This is a genomic window from Streptomyces sp. AK010 (genome assembly GCF_014207295.1).
Taxonomy (GTDB): domain Bacteria; phylum Actinomycetota; class Actinomycetes; order Streptomycetales; family Streptomycetaceae; genus Streptomyces; species Streptomyces massasporeus.
The window spans coordinates 122705-139941 of record NZ_JACHCX010000011.1; the positions used below are offsets into that span (position 1 = coordinate 122705).

General features: G+C 70.1%; 14 protein-coding genes and 1 pseudogene. 8 read left to right on the plus strand and 7 right to left on the minus strand.

Annotated elements, in window-relative coordinates; translation table 11 throughout:
• Nucleotides 1-91 precede the first annotated feature (91 nt).
• Nucleotides 92-1630: a histidine ammonia-lyase gene (hutH, locus tag HDC93_RS21860; protein ID WP_185012659.1), complete on the plus strand. Its 1539-nt coding sequence runs from the start codon at nucleotides 92-94 to the stop codon at nucleotides 1628-1630.
• 46 nt (nucleotides 1631-1676) lie between these two features.
• On the opposite strand, the gene HDC93_RS21865 is transcribed toward hutH, so the two are convergent.
• The gene (locus HDC93_RS21865; protein WP_185012555.1) at nucleotides 1677-1991 is read right to left on the minus strand and encodes a hypothetical protein; all 315 of its coding nucleotides are present in this window, start codon (nucleotides 1989-1991) and stop codon (nucleotides 1677-1679) included.
• Between the two features lie 109 nt (nucleotides 1992-2100).
• Between HDC93_RS21865 and HDC93_RS21870 the strand changes: the two genes are divergently transcribed.
• From HDC93_RS21870 to HDC93_RS21885, 4 genes and pseudogenes are all read left to right on the plus strand, one after another.
• A complete protein-coding gene (locus tag HDC93_RS21870; protein ID WP_185012556.1) occupies nucleotides 2101-2430 on the plus strand; it encodes a hypothetical protein in 330 nt (109 codons plus the stop codon).
• Nucleotides 2431-2715: 285 nt separating this feature from the next.
• Nucleotides 2716-3966: an Ig-like domain-containing protein gene (locus tag HDC93_RS21875; protein WP_185012557.1), complete on the plus strand. Its 1251-nt coding sequence runs from the start codon at nucleotides 2716-2718 to the stop codon at nucleotides 3964-3966.
• A 72-nt stretch (nucleotides 3967-4038) separates the two neighbouring features.
• Nucleotides 4039-4510 (plus strand): annotated as a pseudogene (locus HDC93_RS21880) (ABC transporter ATP-binding protein); the annotation flags it as partial.
• Between the two features lie 267 nt (nucleotides 4511-4777).
• Nucleotides 4778-8032, plus strand: coding sequence for a S8 family serine peptidase (locus HDC93_RS21885; protein ID WP_221516984.1), 3255 nt, complete (start codon nucleotides 4778-4780; stop codon nucleotides 8030-8032).
• A 668-nt stretch (nucleotides 8033-8700) separates the two neighbouring features.
• Here HDC93_RS21885 and HDC93_RS21890 read toward each other — a convergent pair.
• Nucleotides 8701-9615, minus strand: coding sequence for a helix-turn-helix domain-containing protein (locus HDC93_RS21890; RefSeq protein WP_185012558.1), 915 nt, complete (start codon nucleotides 9613-9615; stop codon nucleotides 8701-8703).
• Nucleotides 9616-9794: 179 nt separating this feature from the next.
• On the opposite strand from HDC93_RS21890, the gene HDC93_RS21895 reads away from it, so the two are divergent.
• Nucleotides 9795-10835: an NAD(P)-dependent alcohol dehydrogenase gene (locus HDC93_RS21895; RefSeq protein ID WP_185012559.1), complete on the plus strand. Its 1041-nt coding sequence runs from the start codon at nucleotides 9795-9797 to the stop codon at nucleotides 10833-10835.
• A 149-nt stretch (nucleotides 10836-10984) separates the two neighbouring features.
• Complete coding sequence (locus HDC93_RS21900) at nucleotides 10985-11368, plus strand: VOC family protein (RefSeq protein ID WP_185012560.1); 384 nt, start codon at nucleotides 10985-10987, stop codon at nucleotides 11366-11368.
• Nucleotides 11369-11690: 322 nt separating this feature from the next.
• On the opposite strand, the gene HDC93_RS21905 is transcribed toward HDC93_RS21900, so the two are convergent.
• From HDC93_RS21905 to HDC93_RS21925, 5 genes are all read right to left on the minus strand, one after another.
• Nucleotides 11691-12377 (minus strand): DUF4389 domain-containing protein, encoded by a 687-nt coding sequence (locus tag HDC93_RS21905; RefSeq protein WP_185012561.1) that lies wholly within the window; start codon nucleotides 12375-12377, stop codon nucleotides 11691-11693.
• A gap of 108 nt (nucleotides 12378-12485) precedes the next feature.
• Nucleotides 12486-13601 (minus strand): AI-2E family transporter, encoded by a 1116-nt coding sequence (locus HDC93_RS21910; protein ID WP_185012562.1) that lies wholly within the window; start codon nucleotides 13599-13601, stop codon nucleotides 12486-12488.
• Between the two features lie 60 nt (nucleotides 13602-13661).
• The gene (locus HDC93_RS21915; protein ID WP_185012563.1) at nucleotides 13662-13988 is read right to left on the minus strand and encodes a hypothetical protein; all 327 of its coding nucleotides are present in this window, start codon (nucleotides 13986-13988) and stop codon (nucleotides 13662-13664) included.
• Nucleotides 13981-14649, minus strand: a complete 669-nt coding sequence (msrA, locus tag HDC93_RS21920; protein ID WP_185012564.1) for a peptide-methionine (S)-S-oxide reductase MsrA — start codon at nucleotides 14647-14649, stop codon at nucleotides 13981-13983. Before msrA ends, HDC93_RS21915 begins: the two co-directional genes overlap by 8 nt.
• A gap of 103 nt (nucleotides 14650-14752) precedes the next feature.
• Complete coding sequence (locus HDC93_RS21925; RefSeq protein ID WP_185012565.1) at nucleotides 14753-15874, minus strand: hypothetical protein; 1122 nt, start codon at nucleotides 15872-15874, stop codon at nucleotides 14753-14755.
• 152 nt (nucleotides 15875-16026) lie between these two features.
• Between HDC93_RS21925 and HDC93_RS21930 the strand changes: the two genes are divergently transcribed.
• Nucleotides 16027-17181, plus strand: a complete 1155-nt coding sequence (locus HDC93_RS21930) for a cystathionine gamma-synthase (RefSeq protein WP_185012566.1) — start codon at nucleotides 16027-16029, stop codon at nucleotides 17179-17181.
• Nucleotides 17182-17237: the final 56 nt, after the last annotated feature.

A 17237-nucleotide genomic window follows, 5' to 3' on the forward strand; every position in this document is an offset into this window, starting at 1 on the left:
CATCCGGCGGTGTGACGCATTCGGTAAGGGGTGAACGCCGCCCCCAGTGGTGACATCATCGAATTCACTGCGTACGCTCCTGAATATGGATATGCACACTGTGGTGGTGGGAACGTCGGGGGTGACCGCGTCCGACGTGCTCGCCGTGGCGCGCGGCGGCGCCCGCGTCGAGCTCTCCGCGGAGGCCGTGGCCGCCCTCGCCGCGGCCCGCGAGATCGTGGACGCGCTGGCGGCCAAGCCGGACCCCGTGTACGGCGTGAGCACCGGCTTCGGCGCCCTGGCGACCCGGCACATCAGCCCGGAGCTGCGCGCCCAGCTCCAGCGCAACATCGTCCGCTCGCACGCCGCCGGGATGGGCCCCGCCGTGGAGCGCGAAGTCGTCCGCGCCCTGATGTTCCTGCGACTGAAGACCGTCTGCTCCGGGCGCACCGGCGTCCGGCCCGAGGTCGCCCGGACCATGGCCGACCTCCTCAACGCCGGGATCACCCCCGTCGTGCACGAGTACGGCTCCCTCGGCTGCTCCGGCGACCTCGCGCCGCTGTCCCACTGCGCGCTGGCGCTCATGGGCGAGGGCGACGCCGAGGGCCCCGACGGTGTCGTACGCCCGGCCGCCGAACTCCTCGCCGCGCACGGCATCCAGCCGGTCGAACTGCGCGAGAAGGAGGGCCTCGCCCTCCTCAACGGCACCGACGGCATGCTCGGCATGCTGGTGATGGCCCTGGCCGACCTGGAGACGCTCTACCGGTCCGCCGACGTCACCGCCGCCCTGTCCCTGGAGGGTCTGCTCGGCACCGACAAGGTCCTCGCCCCCGAACTGCACGCCATCCGGCCCCACCCGGGGCAGGCCGCCAGCGCCGCCAACATGCTGGCCGTGCTGAAGGGGTCGGGCCTGACCGGGCACCACCAGGACGACGCCCCGCGTGTCCAGGACGCCTACTCCGTGCGCTGCGCCCCGCAGGTCGCCGGCGCCGGGCGGGACACCATGACCCACGCCCGGCTGGTCGCCGACCGCGAGCTGGCGGCCGCCGTGGACAACCCCGTCGTGCTGCCCGACGGGCGCGTGGAGTCCAACGGCAACTTCCACGGGGCGCCCGTCGCCTACGTCCTGGACTTCCTCGCCATCGCCGCCGCCGACCTCGGCTCCATCGCGGAGCGGCGCACCGACCGGCTGCTCGACAAGAACCGCAGCCACGGCCTGCCGCCGTTCCTCGCCGACGACGCCGGTGTGGACTCGGGCCTGATGATCGCTCAGTACACGCAGGCCGCGCTGGTGAGCGAGCTGAAGCGGCTCGCCGTACCGGCGTCCGCAGACTCGATCCCGTCCTCCGCGATGCAGGAGGACCACGTCTCGATGGGCTGGTCGGCGGCGCGCAAGCTGCGCACGGCCGTCGACAACCTCACCCGGGTGATCGCCATCGAGCTCTACGCCGCCACGCGCGCGGTGGAGTTGCGCGAGGGCCTGACCCCGGCGCCCGCGTCGCAGGCGGTCATCGACGCCGCACGGGAGGCGGGAGTCCAGGGCCCCGGGCCGGACCGGTTCCTCGCGCCCGACCTCGCCGCGGCGGACGCGTTCGTGCGCGACGGGCGGCTGCTGGCCGCGGTCGAGAAGGTCACCGGGCCGCTTCAGTAGGGCCGCAGGGGTCCCGTCGTCCGGCGGGGCCCCGAGTCAACGGGCGTCAGAAACCGAGCCGTTCCCGGCGCACCGAGTACACGACGAACCCGGCGCCGAGCGTGAGACAGAAGGTCCCGCCGATCACGTACGGCGTGCTGTCGAAACTGCCGGTGTCGGCGAGTCGGGTGCCGGTGACGGAGGTGTCCGCGGTCGTCGCCGCGATCCGGGCCTGCTCCGTGACCTGCGGCGACGGGCTCGTCGAGACCGCGTCTGTCACCGGGGAGTCCGACGACGCGTTGGCGGACGGGACGAACCACAGGGCGCCCAGCAGGGACGCCGCGGCGGTGGCGGTCAGCAACGGGCGGCGAGCGGATGACACGGAATATCGATCCCCTTGTGACGTCGGCGAATTGGCCGTGTGGGGCGATGTTAGTGAAAGTCGCGGGTCACGGGAAAGTCACGGGAGGGCCTGGACGTACGCTCCCGCCATGAGCACTCCAGAGACATCACGTTTTGTACGGCTTCGGGTGGAACTCGTTCTCGAGGTCGACGACGCGGACGCGGTCACCAAGTCCGCGCTGCGCCGGATCGCCGACGAGGCGGACATGCCGGCGGCGGAACGAGCCCACGCCGAGGGCGCTGTGACGGAAGACACCGCGGAGGCCCTCGCGTACCTCGTGGACCCGTTCGACCTGGTCAGCCAGGTGCCGGGGATCGAGCTCCAGCAGGCCTCCTGGAGCAGTGAACGGATTGACTACGAGCCCGATTCGCCGGACTGGGACCTCGACGAGGATGATGGCGACGGCAGCGACGGCTGAGCTGTCCGGAATTCGTGACCCCGGGCGGCAACCGCCGCCCGGGGTCTTCGCGTCTCAAGCGGCGCACCGACCGCACCCGTAACAGCCGGCCCCGTCCGTCACGGACGTGGTGATCCCCACACCTGCGCGACCTGGGGAACCGGATGAGCCGGTCGTAGCGTTGAACGTTCCGGGTGAGGACTCACGAGTCCTGGTGAGGACTCACGGGTCCCGACGGGGGCACTCAGGTTTTTGACGGGGACACTCGGGGTTTTGGGGAAATCGGCAACGATGGAGAAGCGTGTGATGACGGTCGGTAAGCGGCGCAAGGGCCTGACGGTCGCGTCCGCACTGCTCGGCGGAGTGCTGATGCTCTCGGCGTGTTCCGGAGGCGACGACAGTGCCTCCGGGGGCGACGGAGGCGACAGCTCCCAGTCGAAGGTCGACGAGGCCGCGGCGAAGAAGACCTCCGAGGCCCAGATCAAGATCACGCCCGAGGACGGCTCGGACAACGCCTCCATCAACAACTCCGCCGCCGTCACCGTGAGCAAGGGCACGCTCACCGTCGTGAAGATGACGACGTCGCAGGGCGCGGAGGTCAGCGGCCAGATATCCGCCGACAAGACCAGTTGGAAGCCGACCGCCCAGCTGGAGCGGTCCACCACCTACAAGCTGGCGGCCGAGGCGAAGGACTCCGACGGTCGCGTCGCCCACGAGAACGCCTCGTTCACCACGGTCTCCCCGGCCAACAGCTTCATCGGCAACTTCACGCCGGACGACGGCACCACCGTCGGCGTCGGCATGCCGGTCTCGATCAACTTCGACAAGGCGATCACCAACAAGGCCGCGGTCCAGAAGGGCATCGAGGTCAGCACGACCAGCGGCCAGGAAGTCGCCTGCCACTGGTTCAACGCCAACCGCATGGACTGCCGGCCCGAGGACTACTGGAAGGAAGGCTCCACCGTCACGCTGAAGCTCGCGCTCGACGGTGTCGAGGGAGCCAAGGGCGTCTTCGGCGTCCAGCAGAAGACGGTCACCTTCAAGATCGGCCGCAACCAGGTCTCGTACGTCGACGCGAAGACCAAGCAGATGAAGATCACGCAGGACGGCAAGACCGTCCGCACGATCCCGATCTCCGCCGGCTCGCCCGAGAACAAGACCTACGAGGGCATCATGGTGATGTCCGAGAAGTTCAAGGAGACGCGCATGAACGGCGCGACCGTGGGCTTCACGGACGACGACGGCAAGGGCGAGTACGACATCAAGGACGTGCCGCACGCCATCCGCCTCTCCAGCTCGGGCACGTTCATCCACGGCAACTACTGGGGCGCGAAGTCCATCTTCGGCAGCGTGAACACCAGCCACGGTTGCGTCGGCCTGCAGGACGCCAAGGGCGCGAACAACCCGAACACCCCGGGCGCGTGGTTCTACAACAACTCGATGATCGGCGACGTGGTGGTCGTCGAGAACACCGGCGACAAGACGGTCGCGCCGGACAACGGCCTCAACGGCTGGAACATGGGCTGGGCCGACTGGAAGGCCGGTTCCGCGGTCTGACGACTCGCCGGCTCTCCTGACCAAAGGCCGTCGCCCACCCCGGACACCCGGGGTGGGCGACGGCCTTTCGGCGTTGGGGAGGCGAGACTGACCCGGGTGAGAAGCGAAAGCATCGGCTTCGTCTTCCAGCCCCTTCAACCTCATCCCGACGCTCACCGCGCAGGAAAACGTGGAGACCGCCCTCGTCCCCCTCGGCGTGAAGCCGAAACAGCGACGCGAACAGGCCGCCGAGGCACTGACATCGGTCGGTCTCGGCGAGCGCCTCGCACATCTGCCCGGCGAGATGTCCGGCGGTCAGCAGCAACGCGTGTCCATCGCCCGGGCCTTGGTGAAACAGCCGAAGGTGCTCCTCGCCGACGAACCCACCGGCAATCTCGACGAATCCATGCGCGACGAGATCATGGACGTACTCGAGCGCATGTGGGAGGAGTTGGGCCTCACCTTCGTGATGGTCACCCACGACTCGGCGATAGCGAAGAAGGCTCCGCGTGTGGCGACGATCCGCAAGGGCCGGATCTCTGTCAAGGAGAACGCGCGTGCGTAACCACGCGACCCTGTAACGGAGTTCCCACGGACGTGTAACAGTCGGCCGACGGAATTCTTACCGGCCTCTCATCTCTTGAGCACCTGATCACCCCTCGGCATACTGCGTATTCCGGGGGGTGTACGGACATGCGTACGAGGCCACCCCCGGCCGGGTGAACGGGGAATTCGCCCGGTTCTTCTGCAAGGGGGAAACTTGCGCAGACAAGTGAAAAGGGCGTACGCGGCCACAGTCGCCACAGCGGCGGCCGTAGCGCTGGCGGCGGGTATGACCAGCCCGGCGTCGGCCGACGGCGAGCAGGCGGCAGCGTCCGCCAAGCCGGCGTCCCTCACCGCCAAGCACCGCATCACACTCATCACCGGCGACCGCGTCGTGCTGGACTCCAAGGGCCGTGTCATCGGCCTGGAACACGCCAAGGGCCGCGAGAAGGTACCCGTCCAGATCCGCAAGGTCGACGGCCACACCCTCGTCATCCCGGCCGACGCGGCCCGCCTGGTCGCCACCGGCAAGCTCGACCAGAGGCTCTTCGACGTCACCGAGCTCAACAAGTCGACGACCCGCAAGGCCCAGAAGAAGGGCCTGAAGGTCATCGTCGGCTACCGGGGCAGCGCCGCCGCCGCCAAGGCCGACGTCCGCGAGGCCGGCAGCCTGAGCCACGTGCTGAAGTCAGTGAACGCGGACGCCGTGCAGACGCCGCAGCAGGACACCCCCGAACTCTGGGACGCGGTCACCAACGGCGAGAAGACCGCCTCCGGCATCGCGCACGTCTGGCTCGACGGCGTCCGCAAGGCCAGCCTCGACAAGTCCGTCCCGCAGATCGGCGCGCCCAAGGCCTGGTCGGCCGGCTACGACGGCAAGGGCACCAAGATCGCCGTCCTGGACACCGGTGTCGACGCCACCCACGACGACCTCAAGGGCCAGGTGGTCGGCGCCAAGAACTTCACCACCTCGCCCGACGCCTCCGACAAGGTCGGCCACGGCACGCACGTCGCCTCCATCGTGGCCGGCACGGGCAAGAAGTCCGGCGGCAAGTACAAGGGCGTCGCGCCCGGCGCGAAGATCCTCAACGGCAAGGTCCTCGACGACGGCGGCTTCGGCAGCGACTCCGAGATCCTCGCCGGCATGGAGTGGGCCGCCGCCGAGGGCGCCGACGTCATCAACATGAGTCTGGGCGGCGGCGACACGCCCGCGATCGACCCGCTGGAAGCGGCGGTGAACAAGCTGTCCGACGAGAAGGGCGTCCTGTTCGCCATCGCGGCCGGCAACGAGGGCGACTTCGGTGAGCAGACCATCGGCTCCCCGGGCAGCGCCGCAGCGGCCCTGACCGTCGGCGCCGTCGACGACAAGGACCGGCTCGCCGACTTCTCCAGCCGTGGCCCCGCCATGGACGGCGCCCTCAAGCCCGACGTGACCGCGCCCGGCGTGGACATCACCGCGGCCTCCGCCCCGGGCAACCAGATAGCCCAGGAGGTCGGCGAGAAGCCGGCCGGCTACATGACGATCTCCGGTACCTCGATGGCGACCCCGCACGTCGCGGGCGCGGCGGCGATCCTCAAGCAACAGCACCCGGACTGGAAGTACGCCGAGCTGAAGGGCGCCCTCACCGGCTCCACCAAGGGCGGCAAGTACACCCCGTTCGAGCAGGGTTCGGGCCGGATCCAGGTCGACAAGGCCATCAAGCAGTCCGTGATCGCCGAGCCGGTCTCGGTGAGCTTCGGGGTGCAGCAGTGGCCGCACACCGACGACAAGCCGGTCACCGAGGAGCTGACGTACCGCAACCTCGGTACGAAGGACGTCACGCTGAAGCTGACGTCGACGGCCACCAACCCCAAGGGCCAGGCCGTCCCGTCCGGCTTCTTCAAGCTCGGCGCCACCTCGGTGACGGTCCCGGCCGGCGGCAAGGCCTCCGTGCCGTTCACCGTCAACACCAAGCTCGGCGGCACGGTCGACGGCGCGTACTCGGCGTACGTCACGGCGACGGGCGGCGGCCAGACCGTCCGCACGGCGGCGGCGGTGCAGCGCGAGGTCGAGTCGTACGACGTGACGCTGAAGTTCCTGGGCCGCGACGGCAAGGCCGCGAAGAACTACAGCGCCGACCTCACCGGCATAGCCGGCCTGGGCAAGGGCAAGGGGGCCATGCCGTACGACGAGGACGGCACCGTCACCACCCGTGTCCCCAAGGGCACCTACGTCCTCAACGCGAACATCTACGTGGGCGACGACCCGGAGAAGTTCGAGGGCGTCGACTGGCTCGCCCAGCCCAAGCTGAACCTCACCAAGAACACGACGATCACGCTGGACGCCCGTAAGGCCAAGCCGGTGGACATCACCGTCCCGGCCACCGGCGCCAAGTCGGAGTTCGCCTCGGCCGACTACACGGTGGAGAGCGGGGACAGCAGCTACGGCTTCGGCTGGTGGCTGGACTCCTACGACGGCTTCCGCAGCGCTCACGTCGGCCCGCAGATCACCGACGGTTCGGTGACCCAGCAGTGGGACGGCCACTGGTCCAAGGGCGGCAAGGAGGAGTACAACACCGTCGCCGGCGGCAAGGTCAAGCAGCTCGCCAGCGGCTTCACCAAGCACTACAAGGCGAGCGAGCTCGCCACGGTGAAGGCGGGTCTCGGCGCCGCGGCGAGCGGCAAGAAGGGCTCGGTCAACGCGGTGGGCTGGATGCCGTGGAGCTCCAGCGCCTCCTCGATCGGCATGCAGCAGGCCCTGCCCGGCACCCGGACGATCCACCTGTCCGCCCAGGGCGGCGTGAAGTGGCAGCTCGAGTTCGCCCAGTCCGGAGGTGTGGACGAGGACGGCTTCCCGGTCGACGAGGCCGCCTACGATATGGGCACGCACACGTTCGCCGCCGGCAAGAGCTACTCCAAGACCGTCAACACGGCTGTCTTCGGGCCGCGCCTGACCGGCGACTTCGGTGTCATCCGTGAAGGCAACGAGATCTACGGTTCCCTGCCGCTGTTCGCCGACGGCAAGGGCAACGTGGGCTACTCGAAGTTCTCCGCGGTCGACACGACCCTCTACCGCAACGGCACCAAGGTCGGCAGCAACGACGACCCGCTGTTCGGCGACAAGCAGTTCAAGGTCCCGGCCGCCGACGCCGAGTACAAGCTGACGACGTCGGTCAAGCGCAGCGTCAAGGTCGCGGCGGCCTCCACCCGCGTCGACGCGAGCTGGACGTTCCGCTCGAAGAAGACCAACGACATCACCAAGCTGCCCGTCTCCACGGCCCGTTTCCTCGCGGCCACGGGTCTGGACAGCAAGGCCCCGGCCGACAAGACCGTCAAGGTCCCGGTCAGCGTCGAGGGCGCGGCCAAGGGCAGCAACCTGAAGTCGCTGTCGGTGTACGTCTCGTACGACTACGGCAAGACCTGGAAGAAGCTCACCGTCAAGGACGGCAAGGTGAGCGTCAAGAACCCGGCGAAGGGGAAGGCCATCTCCTTCCACGCCAAGATCGCCGACAAGAAGGGCAACAAGTCGACGATCTCGATCTACAACGCGTACTACGGCGAGTAGGCGGTAGGACCAGCGCGTTGGCGGCCCGCCGGAAGCCTCGGCTTCCGGCGGGCCCGCCGCGTCAGTAGGGTCCTCGCACGACCGTCGCCGTGACCGCCATGATCACCGCCGTCGTGGGCGTCCTCGGCACACTCTTCGCGCCGGTGCTCGGCCAGCGGCTCTCCGCACGGCAGCGGGACGAGGCGACCCGGGCCGAAGGGCGACGACGGCGGTTCGAGGAGCGCGGGGACGCGTACACGGCCATGAACAGGGCCTCCCGCCAGTTCCACACCCTCCTGAAGGACGCCCTGCACCGCCTGCGCGACGGGGTTTACGGCGACGCCGAGCGCGACCAGCTCGAAGAGACGCGGCGACTACCGGGACCGGTACGCGCAGGCCCAGATGATCGTGCCGGAGCGCATCCTCGACGCCTCACGGTCCGTGAACGAGGTCCTCGCCGGCATCGACGCGGCGGTCAAACGGCTCGGCCGCGGCGTGGCCCGGGAGGGCGAAAGCGCGGAGGACGCCCTGCTCGACCTGAAGGAGGCCGAACCGCGACTGTCCGCGATGCGGAGGCTGATGCGGGAGGACCTGGGCGTCGTCGACCGAGGGGCGGGTGTGTCGTGCTGTGAGGGTGGCCGAGGGGCGGGTGCGTCGTGCTCTGAGGGTGGCCGAGGCACTAATGCCTCTCACTCCGACGGTGTCGAAGCCCTGGTGCCCGAGCGCGTCGCGTCCGCTCCCCAGCTGGCCAGCAGGCGCAGGGCCTCCGCCGACGGGGTGTCCGGGTCCGCGTGGTAGGTGATCAGGGACTGCTCGGCGTCGTCGACCAGGCGGAACGTCTCGAAGGACAGGGTCAGGTCGCCGACCAGGGGGTGGCGCAGGCGTTTGACGCCGTAGCTCTTCTCCTTGACGTCGTGGGCGGCCCAGAGGCGGCGGAACTCCTCGCTCTTCACCGACAGCTCGCCCACCAGGGCCGACAGCCGCGGGTCGTCCGGGTGGCAGCCCGCGTCCATGCGCAGATAGCCGACGATGTCGGACGCCTTCTGCTCCCACTCCACGAACAGCTCGCGGTACTCGGGCCTGAGGAACACCATGCGCGCCCAGTTCCGCTCCTGCGCCGGCACCTCCGCCCAGTCGCCGAAGAGGGCCGACGCCATCCGGTTCCAGGCCAGGATGTCCGAGCGGCGCCCGACGATGTACGCCGGGACGGACTCGACCGAGTCCAGCAGATGCCGCAGCGCAGGCCGCACCTGCTGGCTGCGCGCCACCGGCTTCTTCTTGTGCTGCTTCGGCTTCGCCAGATGCATCAGGTGCGCGTGCTCGGCGTCGCTCAGCCGCAGGGCGCGCGCGATCGCGTCCAGCACCTCCGCGGAGACGTTGCGGCCGTTGCCCTGCTCCAGCCGCGTGTAGTACGCCACGGACACCCCGGCCAGCTGCGCCAGCTCCTCGCGGCGCAGCCCGGGCACCCGCCGCCGCCCGAAGTCGGGCAGCCCCACGTCCTCGGGCTTCAGCCGGGCCCGCCGGGTGCGCAGGAACTCACTGAGCTCGGCGCGCCGGTCCAGGCCGCCACCGGCCGTCTGTGCGGGTTCGGGCTGTTCGTCCATGCCGTCCAGTATTCCTGGTCGTACGCCCACGAGCCTGACCCCGCCAGTGGTACGCACCGTGTGCGTACGCAAAACCGTGGTCTGGGTGAGCACGAACGAATCCGGCACGCTGGTGATCGTGCCCGGTCAGAAGATCCAGAAGGCAGCCGGGCACTGAACCCCGCTAGGAGAACCCCGGCATGACCACTGTTGCTGCGTACGCCGCTCCCGCTCCCAAGGCTCCGCTGGAGCGCACCACCATCGAGCGCCGCGAGGTCCGCGAGTTCGACGTCCTGATCGACATCAAGTTCGCCGGCATCTGCCACTCCGACATCCACCAGGCCCAGGAGGGCTGGGGCGAGGCGATCTTCCCGATGGTCCCCGGCCACGAGATAGCCGGTGTCGTCTCCGCGGTCGGCCCGGGCGTCACGAAGTTCGCCGTCGGCGACCGCGTGGGCGTCGGCTGCATGGTCGACTCCTGCCGCGAGTGCGAGAACTGCAAGGCCGGCCGTGAGCAGTACTGCGTGCAGGGCAACGTCCCCACGTACAACGGCATCGGCAAGGACGGCGAGCCCACCTACGGCGGCTACTCGGAGAACGTCGTCGTCGACGAGAACTTCGTCGTCCGCATCCCCGACGGCCTCTCCCTCGACGTCGCCGCGCCGCTGCTGTGCGCCGGCATCACCCTCTACTCCCCGCTCCGCCGCTTCGGCGCCGGCCCCGGCAAGAAGGTCGCGATCGTCGGCCTGGGCGGCCTCGGCCACATGGGCGTCAAGATCGCCCACGCCCTCGGCGCCGAGGTGACCGTGCTGTCGCAGTCCCTGCGCAAGCAGGAGGACGGCCTGCGGCTGGGCGCGGACCACTACTACGCCACCAGCGACCCGAAGACCTTCGAGGAGCTGGCCGGCACGTTCGACCTGATCGTGTCGACGGTGTCCGCCCCGCTGGACTTCAACGCCTACCTGTCCCTGCTGAAGACCGAGGGCACCCTGGCCAACGTCGGAGCCCCCGAGGAGCCGGTCTCCCTCAACCTCTTCTCGGTGATCGGTGGCGGCAAGACCCTCGCCGGTTCCATGATCGGCGGCATCGCGGAGACCCAGGAGATGCTGGACTTCTGCGCCGAGCACGGCCTGGGCGCCGAGATCGAGCTGATCCGCGGTGACCAGATCAACGAGGCGTACGAGCGGGTCCAGGCCAGCGACGTCCGCTACCGGTTCGTGATCGACACGGCGACGATCTGACCTCACCCCCCGAGTGAGGCAGCCCTGAGGGCCCCGGCCGCGTGCCGGGGCCCTCAGGGCTGTTCGTGATGCACGACGGGGTGTGCGCGGGGTACACGTGGGGGAGTGCACCGGAGGGTCCGCCGCCACGTACGTCAGGGGAGGCCACCATGACCGTGCAGCTCAACCACACCATCGTCGTCGCCCGCGACAAACGTGCCTCGGCCCGGTTCCTCGCCGACCTCCTGGGGCTCGACGTGAGCCCGCCCTACGGCCCGTTCCTCCCGGTCGAGATCTCCAACGGCGTGACCCTCGACTACATGGACAGCCCCGGCGCCATCACGCCGCAGCACTACGCCTTCCTCGTCTCGGAGGAGGAGTTCGACGAGATCTTCGGCCGTATCCAGCGGGCCGGTCTCACCTACTGGGCGGACCCGTTCCACAGTCGCCCCGGCGAGATCAACCACAACGACGGCGGCCGCGGGGCCTACTTCGACGACCCCGACGGCCACCGCCTGGAGATCATCACCAGGCCCTACGGCAGCGGCGGCTGAACCGTCCGCACCCCGGCTCGTCACATCGTCGCGCCGCGCGTCATACTCCGAGGAGTGCTCGATGGCGTCCGCGGTGGCCCGGTCGCGCACACCGTAGGCGTGGTTGTAGAACAGCAGTTGCCGCCCGGTCGACGTCCCGTTCTCCTCGGCCCGTGCCGTGCTCACTGCGCCCTGGACCGCCCCCGCGAGGGCCAGAGCGATGACCATGATCGGCTGTAACGCTCGTCCGAGAACCATGCGAGGGAGCGCAGGGCGGGAGGAAACGCTTCCGCTGCGGATTGTGCGCTGTGCGGGGTCAGGTCAGGGCCACGCCGCCGTCCGGTCAGATCTTGGTCAGTGGGTCCGCCGGTGGCGGTGGCGCCGGTGAGGGCTCCTGCCCGCCCTGGTCGAGCCGGAACGGCGGGTACTGGTCCGTCAGCAGCGCGGCGTACGCCGTCACCCGGGCCGCCCAGCGGGCCAGGCCGATCAGGAAGTCGAAGAGGTGCCGCGGGTAGCGGGCCGTGAAGAGCAGGATGACGACGGCCACCAGGGAGAGGAACGGCAGCAGCCCGCCGCCGCGCCAGTCGTCCCCGCTGCCCCAGCCGCCCCCGGCGAACATCGCGACGACGATGTACTGCGGGATCGCCAGCAGCCACCACTTCACCAGGACCAGCCCGCGGGACAGCCGCTCGGGGTAGACGACGTCGAAGTGCGCCGGGTAGTCGGGCACGTCGGCGAGGGTGAACGGCGGGTACCGGTCGGTGCCGAGGGCGGTGTGCGCGTAGTAGCTGACGCGCCAGTTCCAGCGCAGCACACCGACGTTGTAGTCGAAGAGGGACCGCGGGTACCGGGCGGTGAACAGGATCGCGAAGAAGGCGATCACGGTCACGACGACGAACCCGATCCACAGGAACACCAGCACGATGTAGTGCGGGACGGCGAGCAGCCATTTCACCAGCCACATCCATCGGGACAGGCGGGGATCGACGGATGCCTCCAGACGCACGGGCGACGTGGCGACAGGAATCATGAGGCGGCTCTCCCTTCGCCTGCAGACTCGCAAGCGAGGAGCGGCCCCGCGACCTGGGCGGGGCCGTTCGCGCGTCGGACGCCGCCTGCGCGCCCCGCGGTTGTGCCGCTACGACGGGACGGCGGCTCCCGCCTCGGATTCGTCCGCCCCCGCTTCGCCCACCGGATCGACGAGCTGCTCGCGCACGTAGTTCCAGACCACCGCGATCAGCGCCGCCACGGGCACGGCGAGCAGGCTGCCCACGATGCCGGCCAGGCTGCCGCCCAGGGTCACCGCGAGCAGCACCACCGCCGCGTGCAGGCCGAGCCCGCGGCTCTGGATCATGGGCTGGAAGACGTTGCCCTCGAGCTGCTGCACCACGACGATGATGGCCAGCACGATCAGCGCGTCCGTCAGACCGTTGGACACGAGTGCGATGAGCACCGCGACGAAGCCGGCGAACAGGGCGCCGATGATCGGCACGAACGCCGAGACGAAGGTCAGCACCGCCAGCGGCAGCACCAGCGGCACACCCAGGATCCACAGGCCCAGGCCGATCAGGACGGCGTCGAGCAGACCGACGGCCGCCTGGGACCGGACGAAGGCACCCAGGGTGGCCCAGCCGCGGTCGAACACGGTCGGGACGTCGGTGGCGAGCCGGCCGGGCAGCTGACGGGACAGCCACGGCAGGAACCGCGGGCCGTCCTTGAGGAAGAAGAACATCAGGAAGAGCGCGAGGACGGCGGTGACGACGCCGTTCACCACGGTGCTCACACCCGTGACGACAGCCCCCACCATGCTGCCGACGCCTTCCTGGGCGCGGGAGACCGCGCTGTCGAAGGCCTTGTTGATCTGCGCGTCCCCGATGTTCAGCGGCGGCCCGGCGGCCCACTCGCGCAGCCGCTGGATGCCCTCCACGACACCGTCCGTCAGCTCCCCGGACTGGGATGCCACCGGTACGGCGATCAGCGCCACCACACCGACGGCGACCAGCAGGAACAGCACGGTCACGACCGACGCGGCCGGCGCGGGCGGCCACCCGCGCCGGCGCAGGAACCGGGCCGCGGGCCAGGTCAGCGTGGTCAGCAGCAGTCCGACCACCAGCGGCCACACCACGGACCACATCCGGCCCAGCAACCACAGCGCCACGGCGGACATGGCGAACACCAGCAGCAGCTCGGCGGAAACCCGCGCGGATATCCGCAGCGCGGCACGGGATCTGTCGGAATTCAGGGGCGCAGTCACGCAGGCACCCTACGGGCTGACCGGGCGCCCGCAGCAGCCCCGTACCTCGGGAACGGACCGTCAGCGCACGGTGTACATGCTGAAGATGTGCAGGGCCGCTTCGATCTGTGCTCGCGTGCGGTCGTCCGGGTTCCCCGTGATCCGTACGAAGACCAGGGACGAGCCGGGGTCGTCCGCGACCAGCAGTGTCAGCGGCACCCGGCCCGAGAGCGGGTAGTCGTACCAGCCGTCGGGCGTCTCGACGTCGGTGTCGGGCAGGGCGTTGCCTACGGCTTGCCAGTCCGCGTCGTCGAACGCGTAGCCCGAGAACTCCGCGACGGTCTCGCAGAACGGCCGCAGACTCTCCTCGAAGATCCAGCCCCCGCCGAAGCTCGCAGGGTCAGCCACCGGCCCTCGCCACACCGACCGGGCAGGACACTCCCGTGCCGCCGATGCCGCAGTAGCCCGCGGGGTTCTTGTCCAGGTACTGCTGGTGGTAGCCCTCCGCCGGGTAGAAGGGGCGGCCCTGAGTCGTGACGATCTCCGTGGTGACGGTGCCGTAGCCGGAGGACGTCAGGACCTTCTGGTAGGCCTCACGGGAGGCCTTGGCGGTGGCCTCCTGGGCGGGGGCGTGGGTGTAGATGGCCGAGCGGTACTGCGTGCCCACGTCGTTGCCCTGGCGGAAGCCCTGCGTCGGGTCGTGCGACTCCCAGAACGTCTTCAGGAGGCGCTCGTACGAGATCCGGTCCGGGTCGAAGACCACCCGTACGACCTCGGTGTGGCCGGTCAGACCCGAGCAGACCTCCTCGTACGTGGGATTCTCGGTGTGGCCGCCCTGGTAGCCGACGACGGTCGTCCAGACACCGGCCGGGAGCTGCCAGAACGTGCGCTCGGCGCCCCAGAAGCAGCCCAGGCCGAAGTCGGCGGTCTCCAGGCCCTCGGGGTACGGGCCGAGCAGCGGGTTGCCGAGGACGGTGTGGCGGCCGGGGACCGTGAACGCCGGCTCCGGGCGCCCGGGCAGCGCCTGCTCGGCGGTCGGCAGCTGGGGCGTGCGGTTGTGCAGGAACATGCGGTCTCCAATCGGGGCGACGCCCTCCTGAACGCGCCGCGACCGCCCGGAATTCCGGCGGGGGCCGGGCGGGCACGGGCAGGGTTCGGGCCCCGGTCGGGGCTCAGTGCGGCAGGCTCGCCGGGCTGCCGCCGTTCGCCTCGTAGCCCGCCACCGCCAGCGCCCGGTACACCGCGAACTCCGCCGCCGGATCGGCCGACAGGGTCCAGGGCAGGGCGCCCACGTGGCCGTCGATGTGTATCAGCTGGTTCATGGCCTCCGACCAGCGCTCGCCGCGGACCAGGAAGAAGACCAGCATGTGCCGCACATGCGCCAGCATCGGGTCGTCGGCGCGGGCCGAGTGCACCGCGTGCAGGGCGCCGTGCACCGCCTTCGTGACGACCTCGCTCTGCCAGAAGTTCGCCACGAGGGTCACCTCGGGGAGGTGCTCGAACACCGCGAAGAGGGGCATCGCCGAGAGGAGGGAGCCCCGGGGCGCCCGGGCCGCGGCGGCCTCGGCGAACGCGTACGCCTCGGCACGGGAGCCGTGCCACTTCTCGCACCAGTAGTGCAGCGCGGACAGGTGCGCCCCCATGTGGGCCGGGGCGCGGTCCAGGATCTTCAGCCAGACCTGCTCGAAGTCCTTCTGGGAGTAGCCGAGCCCGCGGGCCACCGACAGCTCGACGATGTACGGGATCGGGTCACCGGGGGCGAGCAGCGCCGCCTCGCTGCACGCCGTCCTCGCCTCCTCCATGATGATCCGGAACTCGTCCGTCCCCGGCGTCGCCGTCCGCCACGCCTGCTGCACCAGGAACTCGGCGTGCACCGCCGCACCGCCCGCGTCCTTGGGCGCCTCGGCCCGCCACACGCGCAGCCATTGGCCGCCCGGCGCCTCGCTCACCCCGCCGGGCCGTCGCGACAGCTCCAGCGAGGCCGCGCCCGCGAAGGCCTGCACGCGCTGCCAGCGCCGCTCGCCCTCGGTCTCCGTGCCCGCCAGGAGCTGCTGCGCGGCGCGGTGGTCCTGCGTGCGCTGCACCACGTCCAGGACGTCCAGGAGGTCCTGGTCGGGGCCGGGCATGCGGATGTCGAGCTCCTCCTCGCGGACGAAGCCGTAGTTCGCCGGGTCCGCAGCGTCCGGGTGGTCGGGGGAGACCAGCCCTATCGCACCACCGCGCCTGCGCCGCAGGAAGGGGAGCAGCACGAAGCCCAGCATGACCAGCGCGATCAGGACCCACAGAATCTCCATGCAACAAGCGAACCAGACCGCGCCGACAATTGGCGAACCTGCTCCCGGAACCTGTGGAAAACTTAGGCCCGAGCCCTCCCGCGACCTGTGGAAAACCCCGGCTCGCCCCGTGCCCCGGCACGTGTCGCGTCGGCGCACTACCCTCGGTGCTCATGAGCGACAGGCACATCAGTCAGCACTTCGAGACGCTCGCGATCCACGCGGGCAACACCGCCGACCCCCTGACGGGCGCGGTCGTCCCGCCGATCTACCAGGTCTCGACCTACAAGCAGGACGGGGTCGGCGGACTGCGCGGCGGCTACGAGTACAGCCGCAGCGCCAATCCCACCAGGACCGCGCTGGAGGAGAACCTCGCAGCCCTGGAGGGCGGCAGCCGCGGGCTCGCGTTCGCGTCCGGGCTGGCGGCCGAGGACTGCCTGCTGCGTACGCTGCTCACCCCGGGGGACCACGTGGTCATCCCGAACGACGCGTACGGCGGCACGTTCCGTCTGTTCGCCAAGGTCGTCGCCCGCTGGGGCGTGGAGTGGTCGGTCGCCGACACGAGCGACCCGGCCGCCGTGCGGGCCGCCCTCACCCCGAAGACCAAGGTCGTCTGGGTGGAGACCCCCTCCAACCCGCTGCTCGGCATCACCGACATCGCCGCGGTCGCCCAGGTCGCCCGGGACGCGGGCGCCCGCCTCGTCGTGGACAACACCTTCGCCACGCCGTACCTCCAGCAGCCGCTGTCGCTGGGCGCGGACGTCGTCGTGAACTCGCTGACCAAGTACATGGGCGGTCACTCCGACGTCGTCGGCGGTGCCCTGGTCACCGCTGACGCCGGCCTCGGCGAGGAACTGGCCTTCCACCAGAACGCCATGGGCGCGGTCGCCGGGCCCTTCGACTCCTGGCTGGTGCTGCGCGGCACCAAGACCCTCTCCGTGCGCATGGACCGGCACAGCGAGAACGCCGTCAAGGTCGCCGACATGCTCACGCGGCACGCGCGGGTGAGCGGCGTGCTGTACCCGGGCCTGCCGGAGCACCCCGGTCACGAGGTCGCCGCCAAGCAGATGAAGTCGTTCGGCGGCATGGTCTCCTTCCGCGTCGCGGGCGGCGAGGAGGCGGCCGTCGAGGTGTGCAACCGGGCGAAGATCTTCACGCTGGGCGAGTCCCTGGGCGGTGTCGAGTCGCTGATCGAGCACCCCGGCCGCATGACGCACGCCTCCGTGGCCGGTTCGGCCCTGGAGGTCCCGGCCGACCTGGTGCGGCTGTCCGTCGGCATCGAGAACGCCGAGGACCTGCTGGAGGACCTGCAGCAGGCGCTCGGCTAGGGAGTGTCCTGAAGATCTTGGAATTGCGCCCTGCTTGCACCGGTTCGTGGCGATTG